This is a genomic window from Actinomadura madurae (genome assembly GCF_900115095.1).
GTDB classification, from domain to species: Bacteria; Actinomycetota; Actinomycetes; order Streptosporangiales; family Streptosporangiaceae; genus Spirillospora; species Spirillospora madurae.
This window is the reverse complement of record NZ_FOVH01000013.1, coordinates 250,262-268,718: the sequence shown is the minus strand read 5'-3', so window position 1 is coordinate 268,718 and position 18,457 is coordinate 250,262. Positions and strand designations below refer to the sequence as shown.

Sequence of the window (18,457 nt, the reverse complement as noted above, 5' to 3'; positions counted from 1 at the left end):
TCCGGGAGATCTGCACGACGCCGACCACACGCCCGAACACCTCCAGGTAAGTCAGGCAGTCCGAAACCCCGCCAGCTCACGGCCCCGACATGGACGCCGGTCAGCGGATAGCCGAGCCGTTCCTCGGCGCGCCGACGAGGGATGGGTGGGTGCACCCCCAGGAGCAAGGCGGCGACGGTGTCTACCGGACCATGCTCGAAGACACGGATACCTTTCTGGTCACCGCCGCCTGACACAGGGAAATGTCGACGACCGCACAGCCCAGAACTCGACGGCCTGCTTGCACTGGCTGGGTGATGGTCACAAACCAAAGCGCAGACGACGACGTCACAATTCGGGAGTCTCCGTGGTCGTACGACTGAGAAGAACACTCAGCGACACCATGGAGGACCCGGATGCGTGACTTTGCGGCCATCGCTGACCGCGTCGAGATCGAGGCGCTGCGCGGCGAGCACGTCGACGCGCCCATGCTCGGCGACTACGACCGTTTCGCTTCGCTGTTCACTGAGGGCGCGGTGTGGCGGATCCCCTTCGCCAACATCGAACTCGCCGGGCGGAAGGAGATCCGCGTCGGGATCGAGCGGCTGCAGAGCGCGTGGGATTTCTGGGTGCAGAACTCGCACTCGGGCACGATCCAGCTCGATGGCGACACCGCGTCCGGCCGGGAATACGTCTTCGAGATCGGTCGGCAGCACGACGGCAGGGCGGTCGTCATGTACGGCCTGTTCCACGACCGCTACCAGCGCACCCCGGATGGCTGGAAGTTCACCGAGCGCATCCTCGAGCCCAGATACCTCGACACCACTCCGCTGACGGGCGGACCACCCCAGGGATCTTGGGACGCCCACTAACGTCTCAGGGGGCAGTTGGCTCGCGAAGCGACCCAACCGGCGCCTTCGTGCCGTGGGCGGTAGTGCACCAGGCGCCACGCCGCCGGGAATTTCGCCGCCAGCACCGACCGGTGCGGCGGGCGCATATTCGGGTGCTCGACGGGCTCTGGCAGTTCGTTGGCCGGCGCCTGCAGATCGAGAAGCCCGGGCCGGTTGCGAGCCGCCGCTGATGATGGCGTTCCTCGACCGCATGCGCCTGCCCAACGTCCTTGTGCTGAGCAACTCCCACCGCTCTGGCTGCGTCACGCCAGCCAGTGGCACGCCTTCACCGTGCCGAACTCGACGCCGGTGCACGACCCCGGCTCAGGAGACGTAGGGGCAGCTGAGATAGCCCGACGAAGGCGATGCTCCGCTCGCGGTGCGTGAAGGTGTGCGTGACATCGATCGAGCGCGCTGTCTAGCAGTCCAGGCGGTCGCTCGGGCGAGGAAGTGACCGAGTTCATTGCGCGCACGCACCGTGCATCCCCTCGCACAACGCTACCAGAGCATGCACTCACCCTGTGGCGGTCGGATTCGGTGTTGCCCCGCCGAGGAGCCATGGAACCCGGGCAGTCAGAGGTCGCCTCAGTCGACCGGATTATCAAGCCATCGGCCGTCCCGCATAACCGTGCGCCCAACGAATTCGTGAAAGCCGTTCCAGACCAGGATGCGCCTAGGTTGCAGGCGTAGGTAGATGAACGTGCCCTCTGGGTGAGTGCGGGGGTCTGTGGAGACTCTGGCGTAGCGCTCGGCGATGTCAGGCTCGATGTCGGGGACGTCCATAAGCGATGCGCCTGTGTCGATCATGACGACGTCGGCGGTGGCGCCGAGAGCGACCCTAGCCTGTGGGTGGGCATTGATATTGGCTACAGTGCGACTCTTGGCAGTCGCGGTATACAGGGCCGAGCCGTCCCAGACATAGGCCACGGGGATCAGATGCGCACCGTGACCGTCACTGCCGGTGGCCAGCCACATCTGGAAGCCGCTTTCGAGCCGGTCTCGGGCATAGGCCCGCCGCCCGACCAGGCTGCGCGGGACCGGGATTGAGGCGAGCTCTTCGTCGGCGTGCATGACGATTCTCCTTCGTGTGGGCGTAAGGCTCTGCCCCCTGCTTGGGGCTGTACCTTCTAGACGAACGGCACTGCACGCGCTTCGACACATCGCCGGACCATTTGTCAGCAAGCGCTGCGGACGGCTCGTTTACCCGACGTCAAACCATGCACGTCCAGCTCCTGAGCGGCAGGAACGGCGTGCCCGCCGCCCTCCTCCGGCATTTCGGCCGGTGCCGCCGTGGGCACCGGGGAGGAAGCAAGTTTCGACTGAAACAGGCGTGGAGGCTCCGGCAGGAGGTGCCGCTCTACCCGAAAAGCAACCCAGGTAAGCGAAACCTTCCACGGCACAACGTCCCGCTCGGGATTCACGCAAGCACACCAGCCGGGCCGCGGGACGGGCCGTGGTGGCTCTGGTGGCTCGTCGACCGGTCTGGGGGTCAGTGCCCGAACACCGGGCCGCAGCCCGCGACCCGCTAGACACGTGGTGCGGCTCACCCGGCGCCTCGAGTATGGACAAAGTTCCGCAGGTCTTCCGCGTTCTCCACCATGTGGCGGAGCACCTCGACGGTGTCGGCATAACGGTCCGGGGTCACTCCGGCACTGATCCGGCGCGCTGTCCGCTCGACGCTCTGCGCCAGGGCGGCGTGGGCGGCCTTGCCTGCTGGGGTGAGGGCGTGAGGCTCCTGTGCGGTGAGCCAGCCGCGCCGGGTCAGTTCCTCGATCGCCTCGTCCACGGTGACCGGGCTCCCGAGCCAGAAAGGGCCCAGCCTTTCAGCGATCGCTTGCTTTGTGGCCGGTCCGCGACCGCCGGTGCGGTCGAGTTCGGGCCCTGGCGCGAGGAGGTTCATCGTTTGCCAGTGGCGACGGTGAAGGCCCTCCGCCGCCAGCATCCGGTTGAGGTTCTCCTCGATGAGCTGGTCGAGAAGCTTGAGCCAATAGCCCAGGGGGCGGCGGCGTTCCATGCTGTCCTTTCCGCGGGCATCAAAGGACGGCCGAGTTACGGCCTCAGGACGGTCTTTCCAGTGGTCGCGCGGGACTCTAGGGCGGCGTGGGCCGCGGGCGCGTCCGCCAAGGCGAACCGCTGGCCTATCACCGGTTGGAGCCGCTTGTCGTTGAGCGCCCGCAGAGCGGCGCGTTCCAGCGTCCGGATGCCGCCCGGTCGTTCGAGGATGCGGGCGCCGACGGCTGAAGCGGCGCTGATGCCGCGGCTGAACAGGTCGGCGGCCGAGAGTTCGGTCAGGGAGCCGGACGACGAGCCGAACATCACCAGCCGTCCCGCCGGACCGAGCAGTTCAAGCGCGCTCCTGCCCACCGGGCCGCCGACGCCGTCGAGCGCAAGCGTGAGCCTGCCGCCGTCCAGCGCTTCGCGGATCGCGTCAGGCCAATCCGGCACGCTGTAGTCGACGGCGTGATCGGCCCCGAGCCGGCGGACCAGCGCGACCTTGCCGGGGCCGCCCGCGGCGCCGACCACCTTGGCGCCGGCGGCGCGGCACGCCTGGACCAGCAGGGTTCCGACCCCGCCCGCGGCCGCGGTGACCAGCACGACGTCGCCGGCGTCCGGCGCGGCGAGTTCGAGGATCGCCATGGTGGTGCGGCCGGTGCCGACCATGGCTACGGCCGAGTCCGCGTCGACGTCGTCCGGTAGGAGGTGAACGGCCGTCGACGGCGCCACGGCGAGTTCGGCGTACCCGCCACTGGCCAGGCCGAGATCGGCCACGATGCGCCGGCCGATGAGCCCCGTGTCGACGCCGGCGCCGACCTCGTCGACGATCCCGGCGACCTCCCTGCCCGGTGTCATGGGCAGGGAGGTGGCGACCCGCGGCCCTCCCCCGCCCCGGCGGATCACCGTGTCCAGCAGGTGGACGCCGGCCGACTCGACCCGGATCCGCACCTCACCGTCGGCGGGGTGCGGGTCGGGCACCTCGTCGAGCCGGAGCTGTTCCGGACCGCCGAAGGCGGCCTGCCTGATCGCCAGCATCGCGGTCAGCCCTCCGTCCCGGAAACGAGGCCGTGCTTGTCGAGCCACGCGACCAGCGATGCGGCGATGGCCTCGGGCTGGTCCTCGGGAGTGTGATGGCCGGCGGGCCCGTGCGTCTCGACCTCGAGAGCGGACATGTGGGCGGCGCACCAGCCGACGAGTTCCGCGCCCATCATCGCGCCCTGACCGGGTTCGAAGGCGAGCAGCAGCTTGGGCACGTCCGGGCTGGCCGCCAGCCATTCGCCATAGGCGTCGACTCTGGCGACGACCTCGGCGGGTTCCCCGTCCAGCGGCATCGACCGCGGCCACTGCAGCAGCGGGACGCGGCTCCGCCTGGTCGGGTACGGGCGGCCGTAGACCGCGAGGTCCTCGTCGCTCAGCCCGCCGGCGACGGTGCGCGGCAGCGCCTGCTCGATGAACGCGTTCCGGTCCAGGACCATCGCCTCGCCCGCTTCGGGCGTCCGCATGGTCTCGAACAGAGGGCGGGCTTCGGCGGGGAACTCGTCCCAGGACATCGGTTTCACGATCGTCTCGGTGAAGGCGATGCCGCGCGCCCGTCCGGGGTGGCGAGCGGCCCAGTCGAAGGCGAGGGCGCCGCCCCAGTCATGGCCGACCAGCACGACCTGGTCGAGTTCGAGGACGTCGAACCAGGCGTCGAGGTACCGCGCGTGGTCGTCGAAGGTGTAGTCGATACCGGGCTTGCCAGACTCGCCCATGCCGATCAGGTCGGGCGCCAGGCAGCGTCCGGACTCCGCGACGACGGGAAGGATGTGCCGCCACAGATGGGACGAGGTGGGGTTGCCGTGCAGGAAGACGATCGGGGTCGGTCCCGTGCCGGCCTCCCGATAGAAGATCGTCGAGTCGATGACGTGCGCGGTGGGCATGACGGGCTCCCTGCTGGAAACTGACATACTAGACAGGTACCTGACCAATCTAGGAAAGTAGACAGGTGCCTGTCAACATGAACGGAAACTCGTCTTCCCGGCGACCGCGGCTGGCGCTGCTTCTGCGGCTGCTCCACCGCGAGTACACCGCCGGCATCGAGGCGGCCCTTGGCGAAGCGGGCTTCGGCGATATCCGGCCTGGGGACGCGAAGGTGTTCCCCTTCGTCCCGCCAGAGGGCATCCAGATCCGCGACCTGGCGGCTCGCGCGGGAGTTCGCAAGCAGACCATGGCGCAGTCGGTCGACCAGCTGGAGCGGGGCGGCTACCTGGAACGCCGTCCCAATCCGCGCGACGGCAGGTCCCGGCTGATCGTGCTCACCGAGCGAGGGAGAGCGGTGCGGCCGCTGACGGCCGGCGCCGGGGACCGGATCGAAGAGCGGTGGGCGGAACTGACCAGTCCCGAGGAGTTCGAGACCCTCCGCGCCCTCCTCCATCGATTGCTGGACCGCATCGCCGAAGCGGATCCCGATGCGGCAGAGCGATTGACGTCCGTCAGCGACGACCGCCTCGACTGAGGTTCACGCTCCAGTGGTGCGCGATCGCCTCCGTTGCCGACGCCGCTGGAGATCGCCGGCGCTTGCCGGTGGGAACCGGGCAATCACCCAGCGCACACCCGGCAGCTTTCGGCGGGTCCCACGAATTCCTGGCGGAGGACTTCCGGCCTGCTGTCACGTTCGGAGGGGGCGGCGGTGTCTTCATGCCGACCAGCTCGAACGCACACCCACAGGGAGAACGTCATGGCGCTGCGCGTACCGAAGGCCGAGCTTCCCGATGAGCTCAAGGAGAACATGATCAAGCAACTCGGTGGCGTCCCCGAGAACGTCGAAGTGTTGTGGCACAGCCCCGTGCTCGCCCAGGACAGCCTGGAGTTCGGTGCCAAGGCGGGCGCCTGGAGCGCGGCCGACAAGACCCTCAAGTCGTTCGCGCACATGGCCGTCGCGGCGCAGATCGGCTGCAGCTGGTGCCTCGACGTCGGCTACTTCCAGGCCCAGAACGACGATCTGGATCTGGTCAAGGCGAGCCAGGTGCCGCGCTGGCGGACATCGGACGTGTTCACCCCGCTCGAGCGGGACGTGATGGACTACGCCGAGGCGATGTCGGACACGCCGCCGACCGTCACCGACGAGCAGTACGCGAGTCTGCTGGAGAGGCTCGGCCCGGCGGCGATGGTCGAGCTCACCGTGTTCATCGCCTCTGTCAACATGGCGACCAGGGCCAACGTGGCGAACGGGGTCACCTCGCAGGGCTTCTCCGACGCCTGCGAGATCCCGCTGGCCGAGGTCCCGGAGAAGCCCGGTGCGGCGTCGACGGCATGAGCGGGGACGCGACGGCCGAGGACCCCTTCCTCACCCACCGCAGCCTGCTGTTCACCGTCGCCTACGAGATGCTCGGGTCGGCGGTCGACGCGGAGGACGTGCTGCAGGACTCCTGGCTGCGGTGGGCCGGCATCGACCGCGCGAAGGTGAGCGACCCGCGGGCCTATCTCGTCCGGCTCGTCACCCGGCAGGCGCTCAACCGCCTGCGCACGCTGTCACGCCGCCGCGAGGACTACGTCGGTGAATGGCTGCCGGAACCGCTGCTGACCAGCCCCGACGTCGCCGAGGACATCGCCCTTGCGGAGAGTGTCTCGATCGCGATGCTGACCGTGCTGGAAACCCTCGCTCCGGTGGAGCGTGCGGTGTTCGTCCTCCGCGAGGTCTTCGAGATGCCTTACGGCGAGATCGCCGGGGCCGTCGACAAGCCCACGGCCACGGTGCGGCAGATCGCACGGCGGGCGCGCGAACGCGTGGCGGCTCGGCGGCCCCGGGTGCGGGTGAGCCGGTCGGAGCAAAAGGCCGTGGTGGAACGATTCCTGGCCGCGGTGCGCACCGGACAGGTAACGGCGTTGATGGACGTCATGGCGCCGGACGTGGTCCTGATCGCCGACGGCGGCGGGCTCGCGCCGGCCGCCCGGGCTCCGATCCACGGGGCCGAGCTCGTCGCGGAGGCGCTCGCACGCTCGAACCGGACGGTGTCGACCATTTGGCTCAACGGCGCACCGGCCGGGCGGGTCGAGACCGATGGCCAGGTGGCCGCGGTAAGCCTGGTGGTCGAGGACGGACGCGTGACCCGGATCCACGCGGTGGCCAACCCGCAGAAGCTGACGCGTTTGGAGGTGCTGGCCGAACTCGCCAGATAGGCCCGGCGACCGCGCCAACGCAGGCTTGTCGCCTACCAGTCGGTCCCAGAATCAGCGTCGGGGCCGAGCGCAGCAGCAGGCGTCCGCGGTCCGGGACGTGGCGCCAACACGCAGCACCCGTCGACGACGGGCCATTCTCGCGCCACGGCGGCTGATCGGGCAGTGCCCGCGAGCGTTCGCGAACGGTCCGGCCGGATCAGGTGGCCAGCTGGCCGAGGAAGCGCCAAGTGCGTCGATGCTCGTCCAGTCCAAGCCCTCCCCGTACGTCCGAGCTCGTTGCCTTGACTCTGGCCCTGGTGCCCAGGTTCGACTGGGAACCCTCGGCCGTCATGAGCGGGATCTGACGGTAGCGCCGAGGCCGTTTCTCAGGTGATGGGGCGGGTCAGTTCTGTAGCGCCGTCCAGGTCGTCGAGGGTAAGGCAGCGGGCGCGCCACGCGGTGAGGCGGCCGGCGGTCAGGGTGTCGAATTTCTTGAGCACCGCGTCCGGCGGGAGGGGGCGTGCCGGGGAGCCCAGGGCGTCCACCACGCGGTGGGACGAGCGGCCCGACGGTGTCTCGATCGTCACGCGGGCGGCCCAGTGGCCGGGGAGCAGGGCGTCCAGCTCCGGATCCGGGACGAGGGTCGTGGGCGGGACGCCGGCGGGCAGCCGGGCGCGGCGGAACGTCGACACGTCCTCGGGGGCGCCGGACAGGACGGCGGCCACCGCGAAGGCCGCTCCGGCGGACGCCTCGGCCGGGCCCGGCACCTCCCGGTCGGCGTTGACGAACGACATCAGCCCGGACGGAAGCGCCACCTCGACGTGGGCGGCGTCCCGGACGTCGAGGGCGAGCAGCGCGTCGATCACGGCGTGCAGCGGGCGCGCGCAGGGGTACGGCTTGAAGCCGCAGCGCTCCAGGTGGACGCCTTCGAGGGGAGACGCGGGCGAGGGAGGGCGGCCGAGCGCCAGTGTCGCGGGGCCGTCCAGGAGGGCGAGGCTTCCCGTGGCTCCGGCGCGGGCGAGGTAGGCCGCCTCGACGCCGTCCGCGGCGGCCCGGCCCGGGAGGAGGTAGTGCGCCTCCCCGAAGGAGCCGGTCGAGAGCAGCCCGCCGAGGCCGGCCGCCGCGATCGCGAGGGCGGCGACCGCCCGCTCCTCGTCCAGGTCGAGCAGGACGGACGTCGCGGCGGCGGCGCCGAGCGGGCCGAACAGGGCCGTCGGCCACCAGCCGGAGCCGTACAGCGACGCGCCGCCGAACCGCAGGCCCGCCTCCACCACCGCCTCGTAGCCGGCGAGCACCGCGTCGACGACCGCCGCGCCCGGGCGTCCCTCGTGCTCGGCGACGAGGAGCGCCGCGGGGACGACCACCGCCGCGGGGACGACGGCCGCCTCGGCGTGCAGCGCGTCGAACTCGTCCAGGTGCGCCTGCGCGGACCAGCGCAGGACGCGGGACCGCAGGGAGTCGCCGAAGTGCCGGGCCGCCGCCGCGGCGATCGGGTGGGTGGCGCCGGAGACCGCGCAGCCCATCGTGTCCAGGACGTGCAGGGCCGCGAGCCGGCGGGCGTCCCCGGACGCCGCCCGGGGAGCGCGCGCGGCCCGGGCGGCGAGGGCGTGCAGGGTGCTCACAGGCGCGGGAGGACGTCGCCGCCGACGGCCTCGATGAGGTCGTGCGGCGGGTCGTAGGAGCCGACATGCTGCAGGAACACGCCGGACGCGCCCGCGGCGAACGTCTCCCGGAGCCGCGTCGCGACCTCCTCGGCGGTGCCGACCAGGCAGAACGCGCGGGCGAAGGCGAGCGCGTCCGCGTCCGACACCCAGCGGCCCGCGACCTTGACGGCGTGGTCCCAGTCCTCGGCGTGCACGAGGTCGGGGTAGACCTCGTCGACCCGGTCCGGCACGGACGGGCGGATTCCCGCGAGGGCGAGGAAGGGGGCGCCGCCGTTCTGCGCGATCGACGCGCAGATGGGCTTCAGCCTGCGCGCGGAGGCGAGGACGTCGTCGGTGACCTCGCAGAACGCCGAGACCGTCAGCGGCACCCCGCCGGACCGACCCGCCTCCCGGGCGCCCGCCCGGACCTGCTCCGCCGCGGCGGCGAGGGTCTCCGGGGAGACGCCGCTGAGCAGGACGACACCGTCCGCGAGGCCCCCCGCGAGCCGGAGGTTGCGCGGCCCGCTCGCGGCCAGGTGCACGGGCACGGACGGCGCCGGGTCCCGCAGCCGCGACCGCACCGGGCCGTAGTCCCATGCGTCCCCGCCGAGCAGGGCCCTCAGCTGGGCCAGCCCCTCCTTCAGCTCCGCGCGGGTGCTGGCCCGCAGCCCGATCGGCAGGACCGAGCTGTTCCCGACGCCGAGACCGAGGGTGAAGCGTCCGGGCGCCAGCTCCGCGACGGTCCGCGCGGCCGACGCCACCACCGACGGGTGCCGGGTGGCGACGTTGGTGACGGCCGTGCCGAGCCCGATCCGCTCGGTGCGCAGGGCGGTCACCGCCAGGACGGAGAAGACGTCCCGCCACAGCAGCTGCGAGTCGGGGACCCAGACCTCGTCGAATCCCAGCTCCTCGGCCCGCGCCGCGACGGACGCGAGCCGGTCCGGGCGGTCGCAGGCCGGGATCCGGACGCCGACGCGGCCGGCGGCCGTCACCGCGCCTCCCCGAGGAACTCCAGGTTGAGGCGGTTGAAGCGGGCGGCGTGCTCGTGCTGGGGCCAGTGGCCGCACTCTCCGAAGATCTCCAGCCGCGAGCCGGGAATGCCGGCGTTCATCCGGTGCGCCTCGGGGACCTCCCCGAACGGGTTCTGCGCGCCCCACACGATCAGCGTGGGCGCGGCGATCCGTCCCATCTGCTCGGCGGTGAGCAGGTCGGGCCGGCGGTTCTCCATTTCCTGGAGGCACAGCAGGTTGTCGACGCGCTTGACGAACTCGGGCCGGTGGTAGATCGCGTGCCGGACCTCGACCAGCTCTTCGGAGACGTCCTTCGCCGGGTCGTGCATGAGGAGGTGGAGGCGCTTGCGGGTGAGGTCGATGTCGTCCTCGGCGACGGCCTTGCGCGTGCTGGTCTTGATCCGCTGCATGACCTCGGGGTTGGCGACGGTCCCGCCGGGCGCGACGAGCGTGAGCCGCCCGACGCGGCCCGGATGGTCGGCGGCGAGCCGGCCCGCGACCCAGCCGCCGAGCGACTCGCCGACGAAGTGGGCGCGGTCGATGCCGGCGGCGTCCAGGTAGGCGAGGACGTGGTCGACGTAGCGGGGGATGCGGTACGGCTCGTCGACGCCGTCGGTGTAGCCGTGGCCGAGCATGTCGATGGCGTGGCAGGCGTACCGTTCGGCGTGCGCGGGGATGTTGCGGACGAACGCCTCCAGGTGGCCGCTGGTGCCGTGCAGGAACACGACTGCCTCACCCGTCCCGGCTTGGAGCGCCCGCGTGCGGAGGCCTCCCGCGTTCACGAAGCGGACGGCGTGGTCCACGCCGGCGAGGTCGGTCCAGATGCTCATGCGTTCTCCTTCTCGGGGTCGGAAGCGGGCTCGACGACGGCGACGCCCATTCCGGTGAGCCATTCGGGGATGGCGGCGTAGGCGAGGGCCTCGCCGCGCGCGCCGGGTCCGAGGGCGGCGAGCATCGCGATCCAGGAGCGGATCTCCTGCGCGCCGTTGCCGGCCTCCGCCTCGATGCCGGCGGCGGTGCGGTCGAGGACGGGCCCGAGGTCGCCCTCCTCGACGAGCTTGAGGAACGCCTCGTCGAACGAGGGGTTGATGTCGGCCTCGGCGGCGCGGATGATCTGCCGTCGCCGGACCTCGTAGTCGCCCCAGGAGCCGCGCCCGTTCAGCCACGCCTCGACGAGGAAGCGGTCGTCGTCCGACAGCGTCTCGAACCACTTCGGCCACGGCAGCCGGTGCGACAGGCCGCCGGACGCTATGACCGCGACGCGCTTGCCGGCGCCGTCCGCGGCGACGGCGCGGCCGATCGCCGCGCCGAGGCCGTGGCAGCGCCGCGGCGACGGCAGCGGCGGCGCGAACATGTTGATCACGATGGGCACGACCGGGACGTCGAGGTCCGGCACCAGGTGCTGCAGCCCGTGCGTGATGCCGTGGTCGACGGTGAGCCGCAGCGAGAACGCCGGGTCGAACCCGTCGTCCACCAGGGACGTGACGAGGTGCCGGGCCAGGCCGGTGTCGGCGGGCAGCGGCCCGCCGGGCGTCCCGGCCTCCCCGGCGCCGAGCACCTCCCCGACGCCGACGGTGAACGCGGGCATCAGGTCGAGGAAGAACCCGCGGAAGTGGTTCGACCCGATGACCACGACGGTGTCGGGGGCGGCGGCCCGGAGCCGGTCCCTGGCACGTTCCAGCCCGGCGCGGAAGCGGTGCGCCCCGTCCAGGTGGTCGACCTTGTCCCAGTCGGTGTTCATCAGGGTGCTGTGCGAGGCACCCACGCCGAGCACGATCTCGCTCATCCGTTCCTCCAGCGCAGGACGGACGGGGCGGCGGCCCGCCCCGTCGTCGGGGTGGCCGTCGCCGTCCGCCCGCGCGGGGCGGCCGGCACGCGGGTCAGGGCCGCTCGGCCGCGAGCCCCTTCAGCAGGACGTCGAGCCCCGCGTGGAACTGCCGGTCCGTGGGCAGCCAGGCCAGCTCGGGCGACAGCTCCACCATGTTGGGGAACTCGCCGGCCGGGAGGGCCGAGTAGAAGTGGGCGCGCTGCCGGCGCAGCTCGGCGGCGTCCGGGCCGTCCCCGCCCCACGGGCGCGGCATCTGGTAGGCGGCGAAGCCCAGCGCGTACGTCAGCAGCAGCCCGTAGACGCGGACGGCCTCGGCGGGCGGCAGCCCGGCCTGCCGGAGCCGCGCCAGCACGCGCTCGAACGCGCCGCTCAGCGACTCGCGGCTCGCCGTGGTCCGGGTGGACAGCAGCCGGACGACGCTCGGGTGCTCCCGCATCATGGCGAGGAACGCCTCGGCGATGCGGCGCGCCTCGGTGATGGGGTCGGGCCCGATCTCGTCGGGGAGCCGCAGGTTGCCGAGCACCTGGTCGGCCATCCCGTCGAGGATGTCGTCCTTGTTCTTGAAGTGGCGGTACAGCGCCATCGTGCTGAAGCCGAGCTCGCTCGCGAGGCGCCGCATGGTCAGCCCGTCGAGGCTCTCCCGGTCGCCGATCCCGATGGCGGCGTCCAGGATGTCCTGTGCCGTGAGCGCCTTGTCCGGACGGCGTCCTCGGGAGGGGGGTCGCCGTGTCGCCACTCTTCGCTCCGTCTCGCCCAAGATCGTGAACTCTTCTCCGCTCAATCTTGCCCGGGATCACAGGCCCGCGTCCGCTCTTGCCCGGGTACAGGTGTTGATCGTCGTGCGCAGCACGTGCCGGGTGAGCCGGCACATCTCCCGGACGTCGACGACGTTCATCCCCATGGGGAAGTCGACGGGCAGCGGCGCCTGCGCGCCCGCCCTGGTCATCCCGATCCGGGCCGTGGGCAGGCCGCGGCTGCGCAGGATGTTGGCGTCGGTCGCGCCGCTGTTGCCGAGGATCGGCTCGTGCGCCCGGCCCTCCTCGGCCTCCCACGCCTCGATCGCCGCGCGGACGATCCACGAGCCCGGGTCGGTGGCGGTGCCGGGGATCGCGAGGACCATGTCCCAGCCGATCTCCAGCCGCCGGTGCGCGGCGGCGATGCGGGCGATCGCGTCGCCGAACTCCCGCTTGACGCTCATCGGCGTGGACGCGGGCGACGTCCGCAGGTCGAGGACGAACCGGCACGTCGCGGGCGAGACGGCGGGCATCCGCATGAAGCCGCCCTCGATCGCGCCGATGTTGCCCTGCGGCGCGACCGTCCCGGACGTGTGGCGGGCGGTGTACTCGGCGAACCACTCCTCCAGGGCCGCGGCGACCGTGCCCGCCCCGAGGATCGCGTTGCGGTAGTCGATGCGGTGCCGGCTGCCCGCGTAGGAGTAGGTGCCGCCGACGGTGACCTCGAACCAGCACAGGCCGACCTCGTCCCAGGAGACGGCCCAGCCGGGCTTGGCGATCAGCGCGTAGTCGGCCCAGACGCCCTGCTCCAGCATGAACGAGCAGCCGTTGCCCTGCCCGGCGTTGTACCGGCGGACGTGCGGGGCGGTGCGCTTGTTCGTCGGCATCCCGCCCGCGCCCAGCCCGAGGACGACGTCGCCGCGCAGCGGCGTGCCGGCCCGGTGCAGGATCTCCAGCGCGGCGACCAGGCAGGCCGCGTGCCCCTTGGGGTTGCTCGCGCCGAGGCCGATGACGTAGTCGCCGTCCCGGACGGGGTTCGGCTCCATGTCGTAGCGCAGCGCCGTGCCCACGTGGGGCAGGTCCTCGCCGGGGTCCCCGGTGGTGAGCGTGTCGATCGGGGCGTAGAGGAGCAGGTCGGGGCCGGTGCCGTCGCCGCGCAGCCGGGCGACGGCGTTGCCCTGGTCGTCGTCGATCGGCTGGTAGGCGGCGTCGAGGCCGGACGCGGCGAGCGTCGACACGACCCAGCGGGCCAGCTCGCCCTCCTCGCCGGTGGGGCTGGGGATGCCGGTCATCCCGGTGATGATCTCGGCGAGCCGTTCGGGGTCGATGAGCCTCTCGGCGTCCCGCAGCAGTCCGAGGCGCGCCTCGTCCAGCGCCGTCATGGGGATTCCTCCTTCTCGGGGGTTTCGGTCTCACGGGGCCGGGTCCGGGCGAGCCGTTCGGCGGCGCGTTCGGCCAGTCCTGCGGCGGCGTCGAGCTTCCACGCGTTGCCGGGCAGCGGGTGCCCGTACCTGGTGAGCTGGGCGTCCACGGTGTCGCGGAGCGCGGCGGGGTCGAACGGCCGCCCGTCGAGCGCGCGCTCGGCGTCCGCGGGGCGCCACGGCGTGGGGGCGAGCGCGCCGAACACGATCCGGGTGTCCTCCCAGCGTTCGCGCGACCGGCTCGACGCGGCGACCGACACCATCGCGAAGTCGCCCTGCCAGAGCGCGAGCTTCTCGAACACGCAGGCCCGGCCCGGTTCGGGGATCCGGACGGACACGACCAGGTCGGCCGGCTCCAGCACCGTCTCCCCGGGCCCGGTGTACAGGTCCGCGATCGGGATCCGGCGCCCGTCGGACAGGTCGGCGGACGCGTCCAGTGCGACGAGCACCGTGGCCAGGTCGGACGGCGTGACCGCCTGGCAGCGGTGCCCGTCGATGGCAGCGTGGTGGAAGCGGTGGTCGCCGAGGATCGCGTAGCACGGGCTGGACGCGCCGTTGCGCTTGTAGCAGGGGAAGCCGTTGCGGAAGAACCGGCAGCGCTTCGCCTGGAGCAGGTTCCCCGCGACCGTCGCCGCGTTCCTGACCTGCGGCGAGGCGATCGATTCGGCGGCCTCGGCCAGGGCCGGGACGGACTCGGCGAACCGCGCGGACAGCTCGGCCAGCGTGACGGCCGCGCCGATGACGACCGTCCCGTCCGGTTCCTCGGCGATGTCGCGCAGGCCGGGGAGCAGGGCCGTGGAGACGAGCCGCTTCGGCGCGATCAGCCGCTGCCGGCGCTGGAGCAGCACGTCGGTGCCGCCGCCGATCGCCGTCCCGTCCCGCAGGGCGGCCCGCGCCTGCGCGACGGTCTCCGGCCGGGCGACCTCGGCGAGGTCGGGGGCGGGCGGCCGCAGCTCCGGGTACCGGCCCTGCCGGCCGAACCGCGTCCCCCACCGGTGCAGCAGCGCGTGGACGCCGCGCGGGTACGCGGCCCGCATCAGCGCGATCCACCAGCGGGACGGGCGCCGCCGCAGCCGGTGGTCGCGGACCCGCCCCTCCTTCTCCGCGAGCGCCCGCAGCACCTTGTCCGGGGTGATCGGCAGGTCGCGGACGCGGACGCCGACCGCGTCGTACACCGCGTTCGCGATCGCCGCGCCCGGCGGGATGATCGGGATCTCGCCGACGCTCTTCGCGCCGTACGGACCGGCGTCGTCGTGGCCCTCGACGATGAACGCCCGCACGGCGGGCACGTCGGCGGCGCGCGGCACGGCGTAGTCGATGTAGGCGGGGTTGACGACCCGTCCCTCGGTGCGGATCAGCTCCTCGCCGAGCGCGGCGCCGAGCCCGTGGACGGCGCCGCCGATGATCTGGCCCTCGGCCATGACGGGGTTGACGGCCCGCCCGATGTCGTGCGCGGCGACGTAGTCGAGGACGGTGACCTTCCCGGTCCGGACGTCGACCTCCACCTCCGCCCCGTGCGCGGCGAACGAGTAGGTGGGCGACAGGTTGGCCCTGTCCTCGCCGGGCGTGATCGTCTCGGTGCCCTCCAGCTCGTAGCGGGCCTCCAGGCTGAGACCGCCCTCCGCGCCGGCCAGGTCGGCGAAGCCCACCGAGCCGTCGCCGTGGTGGGCCGCGCCGCCGCGCAGTTCGACCTCCCGCGCGGCGCAGCCGAGCTTGCCCGCGGCGAGTTCCCGCAGCCTGGCGGCCATCTCGCGGGCCGCCCGCCCGGTGGCCATGCCGGACATGTGCGTCGCGCGGGACGACCAGGCGCCGAGGTCCAGGGGCGTCAGCTCGCCGTCCATCGACAGGACGTCGACGTCCTCGGGCTCGACCCCGAGTTCCTCCGCGGCCATCTGGGCGAGGATCGTCTTCTGGCCGGTGCCCGCGTCGGATCCGCCGAACCGGACCCTCACCCGGCCGTCGCCGCCGACGTCCACGCCCGCCTCGCTGACGTTCGACAGCGGATAGGCGTAGGCGCCCGACCCGTGCGCCGCGGTGGACACGCCGACGCCGCGGCCGGGGGTCCGCGCGGCCCGCTTGGCGTCCCAGTCCAGCTCCCGCCGGACGGTCTCCAGGCAGTCGGCGAGCCGCGCCGTCGTGACGCGGTAGCCGCACAGCGTCTCGGTGTGCGGCTCGACGGCGTTGCGGATCCGCAGGTCGATCGGGTCCATGCCGAGCCGCTCGGCGATCTCGTCGAGCTGGGACTCCATGGCGAGGGCGACCTGCGGCGTCCCGTACCCCCGGTACTGCCCGCCGGGCTGCGTCGCGGTGTCGACGAGCCGGGCGTCGAACCGGACGCCGTCCGCCCGGTACACCGACCCCAGCGTGATGACGCCGACCCGCATCACCGACGAGCCCATGTGCGAGTAGGCGCCGTTGTCGACGTTCACCTCGGTCTCGAACGCGCGCAGGTTGCCGTCCGCGTCGGCGTAGGTGCGCAGCCGCGTCTCGAAGCGGTGCCGGGGCTTGTTGGACGCGAACTCCTCCTCGCGCGTCAGCGAGATGAGCACCGGCATCCCGGTCTTGCGCGCCAGCGCCGCCGCGAGGATCTCGTGCTCGGACGCCTTCGATTTGGAGCCGAAGCTCCCGCCGGTGGCGACCTCGCGGCACACGACCTGGTCGTGCTCCAGCCCCAGCAGGTGCGAGACCTCCTTGGCGATGAAGTAGGGCGCGTGCGTGGAGGTCCACAGCTCCATCACCTCCCGGCCGGGGTCCCAGCGGGCGAGCGTGACGTTGGGCTCCATGCAGGCGTGGGCGACGCTCGGGTAGACGAAGTCGCCCTCGACCATCACGTCCGACGCCGCGACCCCGGCGTCCGGGTCCCCCCACACGCCGTTCCACCGGATCGCGACGTTGCGTTCCGCCGGCCGCTCGTGGAGCGCGCGGGCCCGCGGCGCGAGAGCCTCGGCGATGGTGAGCGGCGCCCGCAGCGGGCGGATCCGCAGCCGGATCGCCGACACCGCCGCGCGGGCCTGCTCGGCGGTGTCGGCGGCGACGGCCGCGATCTCCTGCCCGATGTAGCGCACCACGCCCGCGGCGAGCGGCGGCCGGTCGGACATGTGCCCGCCGCGGTGCAGGTAGGTGATGCCGGGCGGGAAGTCGTCCGCGGTGATGATCCCGCGCACGCCCGGCATGCGCAGGGCGCCGGCGACGTCCAGCCGCCTGATCCGCCCGTGCGGAACCGGTGAGCGCAGCACCGCGGCGTGCAGGTGCGGCGGATCGGTGAGGTCGCCCGTGTAGGCGACGCGTCCGAGCGAACGGTCCCGCCAGTCCAGCGGCCGGACACCGCGCCCGATCCGGGTGGTCACTCGGCCTCCCCCCGTGCCCGGGCCGTCGCGCAGACGGCCTCGACGATCGCCGCGTAGCCGGTGCAGCGGCAGATGTTGCCGGACAGCTCCGCCCGCACCCGGGCCCGCGCCCGCTCCGCGTCGGCGGGAAGGCCGGCGCGGAGCAGGGCGCTGGCGTGGACGACCTGCCCCGGCGTGCAGAAGCCGCACTGGAACGCGCCCAGGTCGGCGAACGCCGCGCGCAGGTCCGCGGACTCCTCCGCGAGGCCCTCCGCCGTCGTGACCTCGCCGTCCACCAGTTCGACCGGAGTGGCGCAGGACAGCCGGGGTCGGCCGGCGACGAGCACGGTGCAGGCGCCGCATTCGCCGCGCTCGCACGCGAGCTTGACCGACGTTGCCCCGAACCGCTCCCGCAGGACGGCGGCGAGGACGGTCCCGGACGGCGCGGCGGCGTCGCCGGTCTCCCCGTTGACGGTGATGTTCATGAAGGACCTCGCAGGAAGGGACGGATGGACGGGACCCGCCGCGGCTACTCCAGGTCGGCCTCGGTGAGATCGTCGGAGGTCTTCTTGTCGAACGGCCGGGTCTCGATGTTCACCACGCTCGGCGTCTCCTTCCCGTCGAGCTCGCCGGCCATCGTCCGCAGCGCCGTCGCGCCCCACTTCTTCGGCTGGAGCGCGATCTCGAAGCCGACCCGCCCGTCCCGCACCATCGCGAGCGTGGACGGGATGCCGTCGAAGCCGGTCACGGTGATCTGGCCGCCCCTGCCGGCCTCGTTGATCGCCTGCACCACGCCGGTGAGGAAGTCGTCGAGGTTGGCGTAGACGACCTTCGCGTCCGGGACCGCCGACAGCGACGCCTTCGTGGCCTTCAGCCCCTCCTCGGAGGTGAGGGCGGAGACGTTGACCTCGTGGGCGACCGTCATGCCCGGGCAGTCGGCCGAGCCGACGACCGCCTTGTAGGCCTTCGTCATCTCCTGGACGTAGGGCGCCGCCGACGGCCCCTTGATCATGATGATCTTGCCCTTGCCGACGTTCTCGCACGTCCACTCGGCGATCTGCCGGCCGGACTTGCCCCAGTCGTTGCCGATGTAGGACGCGCGGCTGGACTTGTCCTCCACGTCGCGGGCGACCGTCATCACCGGGATCTTCGCCGCCTTCGCCGCGTTCAGCGGGGCGACGATCGCCTTGGAGTCGATCGCGGAGACGAGGATGCCGTCCACGTTCTTCGCGATGAGGTCGTTGATGTCGTTGGCCTGCTTGAGCGGGTCGCCGCCGGCGTCGGTGAAGACGACGTCGACGCCGAGCTTCTTCGCCTCGGCCTGGATGCCCTTCTGCATCCCGGAGTACAGGGCGATCCGGGGCGCCGCGAAGCTGACGCCGATCGTCTTCCTGCCCTTCTCGGACGCGTCCGAGCCGCTGCAGCCGGTGGCGGCCAGGACGACGCAGAGCGCCGCCGCGGCGATGCCGCGTAGTCGGGTCATGCGCATGGTGT

General features: G+C 72.4%; 18 protein-coding genes. 5 read left to right on the top strand and 13 right to left on the bottom strand.

Going from position 1 to position 18,457, the window contains the following annotated elements:
* Positions 1–89 precede the first annotated feature (89 nt).
* Both BM339_RS50215 and BM339_RS32035 read left to right on the top strand, forming a co-directional pair.
* Positions 90–233, top strand: coding sequence for a hypothetical protein (locus BM339_RS50215; RefSeq protein WP_177287834.1), 144 nt, complete (start codon positions 90–92; stop codon positions 231–233).
* Positions 234–395: 162 nt separating this feature from the next.
* Positions 396–851, top strand: coding sequence for a nuclear transport factor 2 family protein (locus BM339_RS32035; RefSeq protein ID WP_021591630.1), 456 nt, complete (start codon positions 396–398; stop codon positions 849–851).
* A 603-nt stretch (positions 852–1,454) separates the two neighbouring features.
* Here BM339_RS32035 and BM339_RS32030 read toward each other — a convergent pair.
* The 4 genes from BM339_RS32030 to BM339_RS32015 all read right to left on the bottom strand — a co-directional run bounded on the left by BM339_RS32030 (position 1,455) and on the right by BM339_RS32015 (position 4,783).
* Entirely contained in the window at positions 1,455–1,940 is a 486-nt protein-coding gene (locus BM339_RS32030; protein WP_075023287.1) for a hypothetical protein, read from the bottom strand.
* A gap of 472 nt (positions 1,941–2,412) precedes the next feature.
* Complete coding sequence (locus tag BM339_RS32025) at positions 2,413–2,883, bottom strand: hypothetical protein (RefSeq protein ID WP_021591632.1); 471 nt, start codon at positions 2,881–2,883, stop codon at positions 2,413–2,415.
* Between the two features lie 35 nt (positions 2,884–2,918).
* The gene (locus tag BM339_RS32020; protein ID WP_075023286.1) at positions 2,919–3,899 is read right to left on the bottom strand and encodes a zinc-binding dehydrogenase; all 981 of its coding nucleotides are present in this window, start codon (positions 3,897–3,899) and stop codon (positions 2,919–2,921) included.
* A gap of 5 nt (positions 3,900–3,904) precedes the next feature.
* Positions 3,905–4,783, bottom strand: a complete 879-nt coding sequence (locus tag BM339_RS32015; protein WP_075023285.1) for a haloalkane dehalogenase — start codon at positions 4,781–4,783, stop codon at positions 3,905–3,907.
* A gap of 77 nt (positions 4,784–4,860) precedes the next feature.
* On the opposite strand from BM339_RS32015, the gene BM339_RS32010 reads away from it, so the two are divergent.
* The 3 genes from BM339_RS32010 (at position 4,861) to sigJ (ending at position 7,022) form a co-directional block, all read left to right on the top strand.
* Positions 4,861–5,358: a MarR family winged helix-turn-helix transcriptional regulator gene (locus BM339_RS32010; RefSeq protein WP_021591635.1), complete on the top strand. Its 498-nt coding sequence runs from the start codon at positions 4,861–4,863 to the stop codon at positions 5,356–5,358.
* 222 nt (positions 5,359–5,580) lie between these two features.
* Positions 5,581–6,159 (top strand): carboxymuconolactone decarboxylase family protein, encoded by a 579-nt coding sequence (locus tag BM339_RS32005; protein ID WP_021591636.1) that lies wholly within the window; start codon positions 5,581–5,583, stop codon positions 6,157–6,159.
* Complete coding sequence (sigJ, locus tag BM339_RS32000) at positions 6,156–7,022, top strand: RNA polymerase sigma factor SigJ (RefSeq protein ID WP_075023284.1); 867 nt, start codon at positions 6,156–6,158, stop codon at positions 7,020–7,022. The genes BM339_RS32005 and sigJ overlap by 4 nt, the downstream gene beginning before the upstream one ends.
* A 365-nt stretch (positions 7,023–7,387) precedes the next feature.
* Here sigJ and BM339_RS31995 read toward each other — a convergent pair whose 3' ends face one another.
* The 9 genes from BM339_RS31995 to BM339_RS31955 form a co-directional block, all read right to left on the bottom strand.
* Positions 7,388–8,623: an MmgE/PrpD family protein gene (locus BM339_RS31995; protein WP_021591639.1), complete on the bottom strand. Its 1,236-nt coding sequence runs from the start codon at positions 8,621–8,623 to the stop codon at positions 7,388–7,390.
* Positions 8,620–9,636, bottom strand: coding sequence for an LLM class flavin-dependent oxidoreductase (locus BM339_RS31990; RefSeq protein WP_021591640.1), 1,017 nt, complete (start codon positions 9,634–9,636; stop codon positions 8,620–8,622). The genes BM339_RS31995 and BM339_RS31990 overlap by 4 nt, the downstream gene beginning before the upstream one ends.
* Positions 9,633–10,484 carry an alpha/beta fold hydrolase gene (locus BM339_RS31985; protein WP_021591641.1) on the bottom strand — a complete coding sequence of 284 codons (852 nt, stop codon included), beginning with the start codon at positions 10,482–10,484 and terminating at the stop codon, positions 9,633–9,635. The genes BM339_RS31990 and BM339_RS31985 overlap by 4 nt, the downstream gene beginning before the upstream one ends.
* Positions 10,481–11,440: a DODA-type extradiol aromatic ring-opening family dioxygenase gene (locus BM339_RS31980; RefSeq protein WP_075023283.1), complete on the bottom strand. Its 960-nt coding sequence runs from the start codon at positions 11,438–11,440 to the stop codon at positions 10,481–10,483. The genes BM339_RS31985 and BM339_RS31980 overlap by 4 nt, the downstream gene beginning before the upstream one ends.
* Positions 11,441–11,534: 94 nt before the next feature.
* On the bottom strand, positions 11,535–12,218 hold the full coding sequence (locus BM339_RS31975) for a TetR/AcrR family transcriptional regulator (protein ID WP_021591643.1): 684 nt from the start codon (positions 12,216–12,218) through the stop codon (positions 11,535–11,537).
* A 57-nt stretch (positions 12,219–12,275) separates the two neighbouring features.
* Positions 12,276–13,598 carry a M20 family metallopeptidase gene (locus tag BM339_RS31970; RefSeq protein ID WP_021591644.1) on the bottom strand — a complete coding sequence of 441 codons (1,323 nt, stop codon included), beginning with the start codon at positions 13,596–13,598 and terminating at the stop codon, positions 12,276–12,278.
* Positions 13,595–16,984, bottom strand: coding sequence for a molybdopterin cofactor-binding domain-containing protein (locus tag BM339_RS31965; RefSeq protein ID WP_075023282.1), 3,390 nt, complete (start codon positions 16,982–16,984; stop codon positions 13,595–13,597). Before BM339_RS31965 ends, BM339_RS31970 begins: the two co-directional genes overlap by 4 nt.
* Positions 16,981–17,448, bottom strand: a complete 468-nt coding sequence (locus BM339_RS31960; protein ID WP_075023281.1) for a (2Fe-2S)-binding protein — start codon at positions 17,446–17,448, stop codon at positions 16,981–16,983. The genes BM339_RS31965 and BM339_RS31960 overlap by 4 nt, the downstream gene beginning before the upstream one ends.
* A 44-nt stretch (positions 17,449–17,492) precedes the next feature.
* Positions 17,493–18,446, bottom strand: a complete 954-nt coding sequence (locus BM339_RS31955) for a substrate-binding domain-containing protein (protein WP_161790942.1) — start codon at positions 18,444–18,446, stop codon at positions 17,493–17,495.
* Positions 18,447–18,457: the final 11 nt, after the last annotated feature.

What these genes read in the sequence shown, in the direction of transcription:
- BM339_RS32005 (WP_021591636.1), top strand. Translation starts at nt 5,581, where the DNA reads ATGGCGCTGCGCGTACCGAAGGCCGAGCTTCCCGATGAGCTCAAGGAG.
- BM339_RS31960 (WP_075023281.1), bottom strand. Translation starts at nt 17,448, where the DNA reads ATGAACATCACCGTCAACGGGGAGACCGGCGACGCCGCCGCGCCGTCC.
- BM339_RS31970 (WP_021591644.1), bottom strand. Translation starts at nt 13,598, where the DNA reads ATGACGGCGCTGGACGAGGCGCGCCTCGGACTGCTGCGGGACGCCGAG.
- BM339_RS32015 (WP_075023285.1), bottom strand. Translation starts at nt 4,783, where the DNA reads ATGCCCACCGCGCACGTCATCGACTCGACGATCTTCTATCGGGAGGCC.
- BM339_RS32025 (WP_021591632.1), bottom strand. Translation starts at nt 2,883, where the DNA reads ATGGAACGCCGCCGCCCCCTGGGCTATTGGCTCAAGCTTCTCGACCAG.
- BM339_RS50215 (WP_177287834.1), top strand. Translation starts at nt 90, where the DNA reads ATGGACGCCGGTCAGCGGATAGCCGAGCCGTTCCTCGGCGCGCCGACG.
- sigJ (WP_075023284.1), top strand. Translation starts at nt 6,156, where the DNA reads ATGAGCGGGGACGCGACGGCCGAGGACCCCTTCCTCACCCACCGCAGC.
- BM339_RS31980 (WP_075023283.1), bottom strand. Translation starts at nt 11,440, where the DNA reads ATGAGCGAGATCGTGCTCGGCGTGGGTGCCTCGCACAGCACCCTGATG.
- BM339_RS32030 (WP_075023287.1), bottom strand. Translation starts at nt 1,940, where the DNA reads ATGCACGCCGACGAAGAGCTCGCCTCAATCCCGGTCCCGCGCAGCCTG.
- BM339_RS32035 (WP_021591630.1), top strand. Translation starts at nt 396, where the DNA reads ATGCGTGACTTTGCGGCCATCGCTGACCGCGTCGAGATCGAGGCGCTG.
- BM339_RS32020 (WP_075023286.1), bottom strand. Translation starts at nt 3,899, where the DNA reads ATGCTGGCGATCAGGCAGGCCGCCTTCGGCGGTCCGGAACAGCTCCGG.
- BM339_RS31955 (WP_161790942.1), bottom strand. Translation starts at nt 18,446, where the DNA reads ATGACCCGACTACGCGGCATCGCCGCGGCGGCGCTCTGCGTCGTCCTG.
- BM339_RS32010 (WP_021591635.1), top strand. Translation starts at nt 4,861, where the DNA reads ATGAACGGAAACTCGTCTTCCCGGCGACCGCGGCTGGCGCTGCTTCTG.
- BM339_RS31985 (WP_021591641.1), bottom strand. Translation starts at nt 10,484, where the DNA reads ATGAGCATCTGGACCGACCTCGCCGGCGTGGACCACGCCGTCCGCTTC.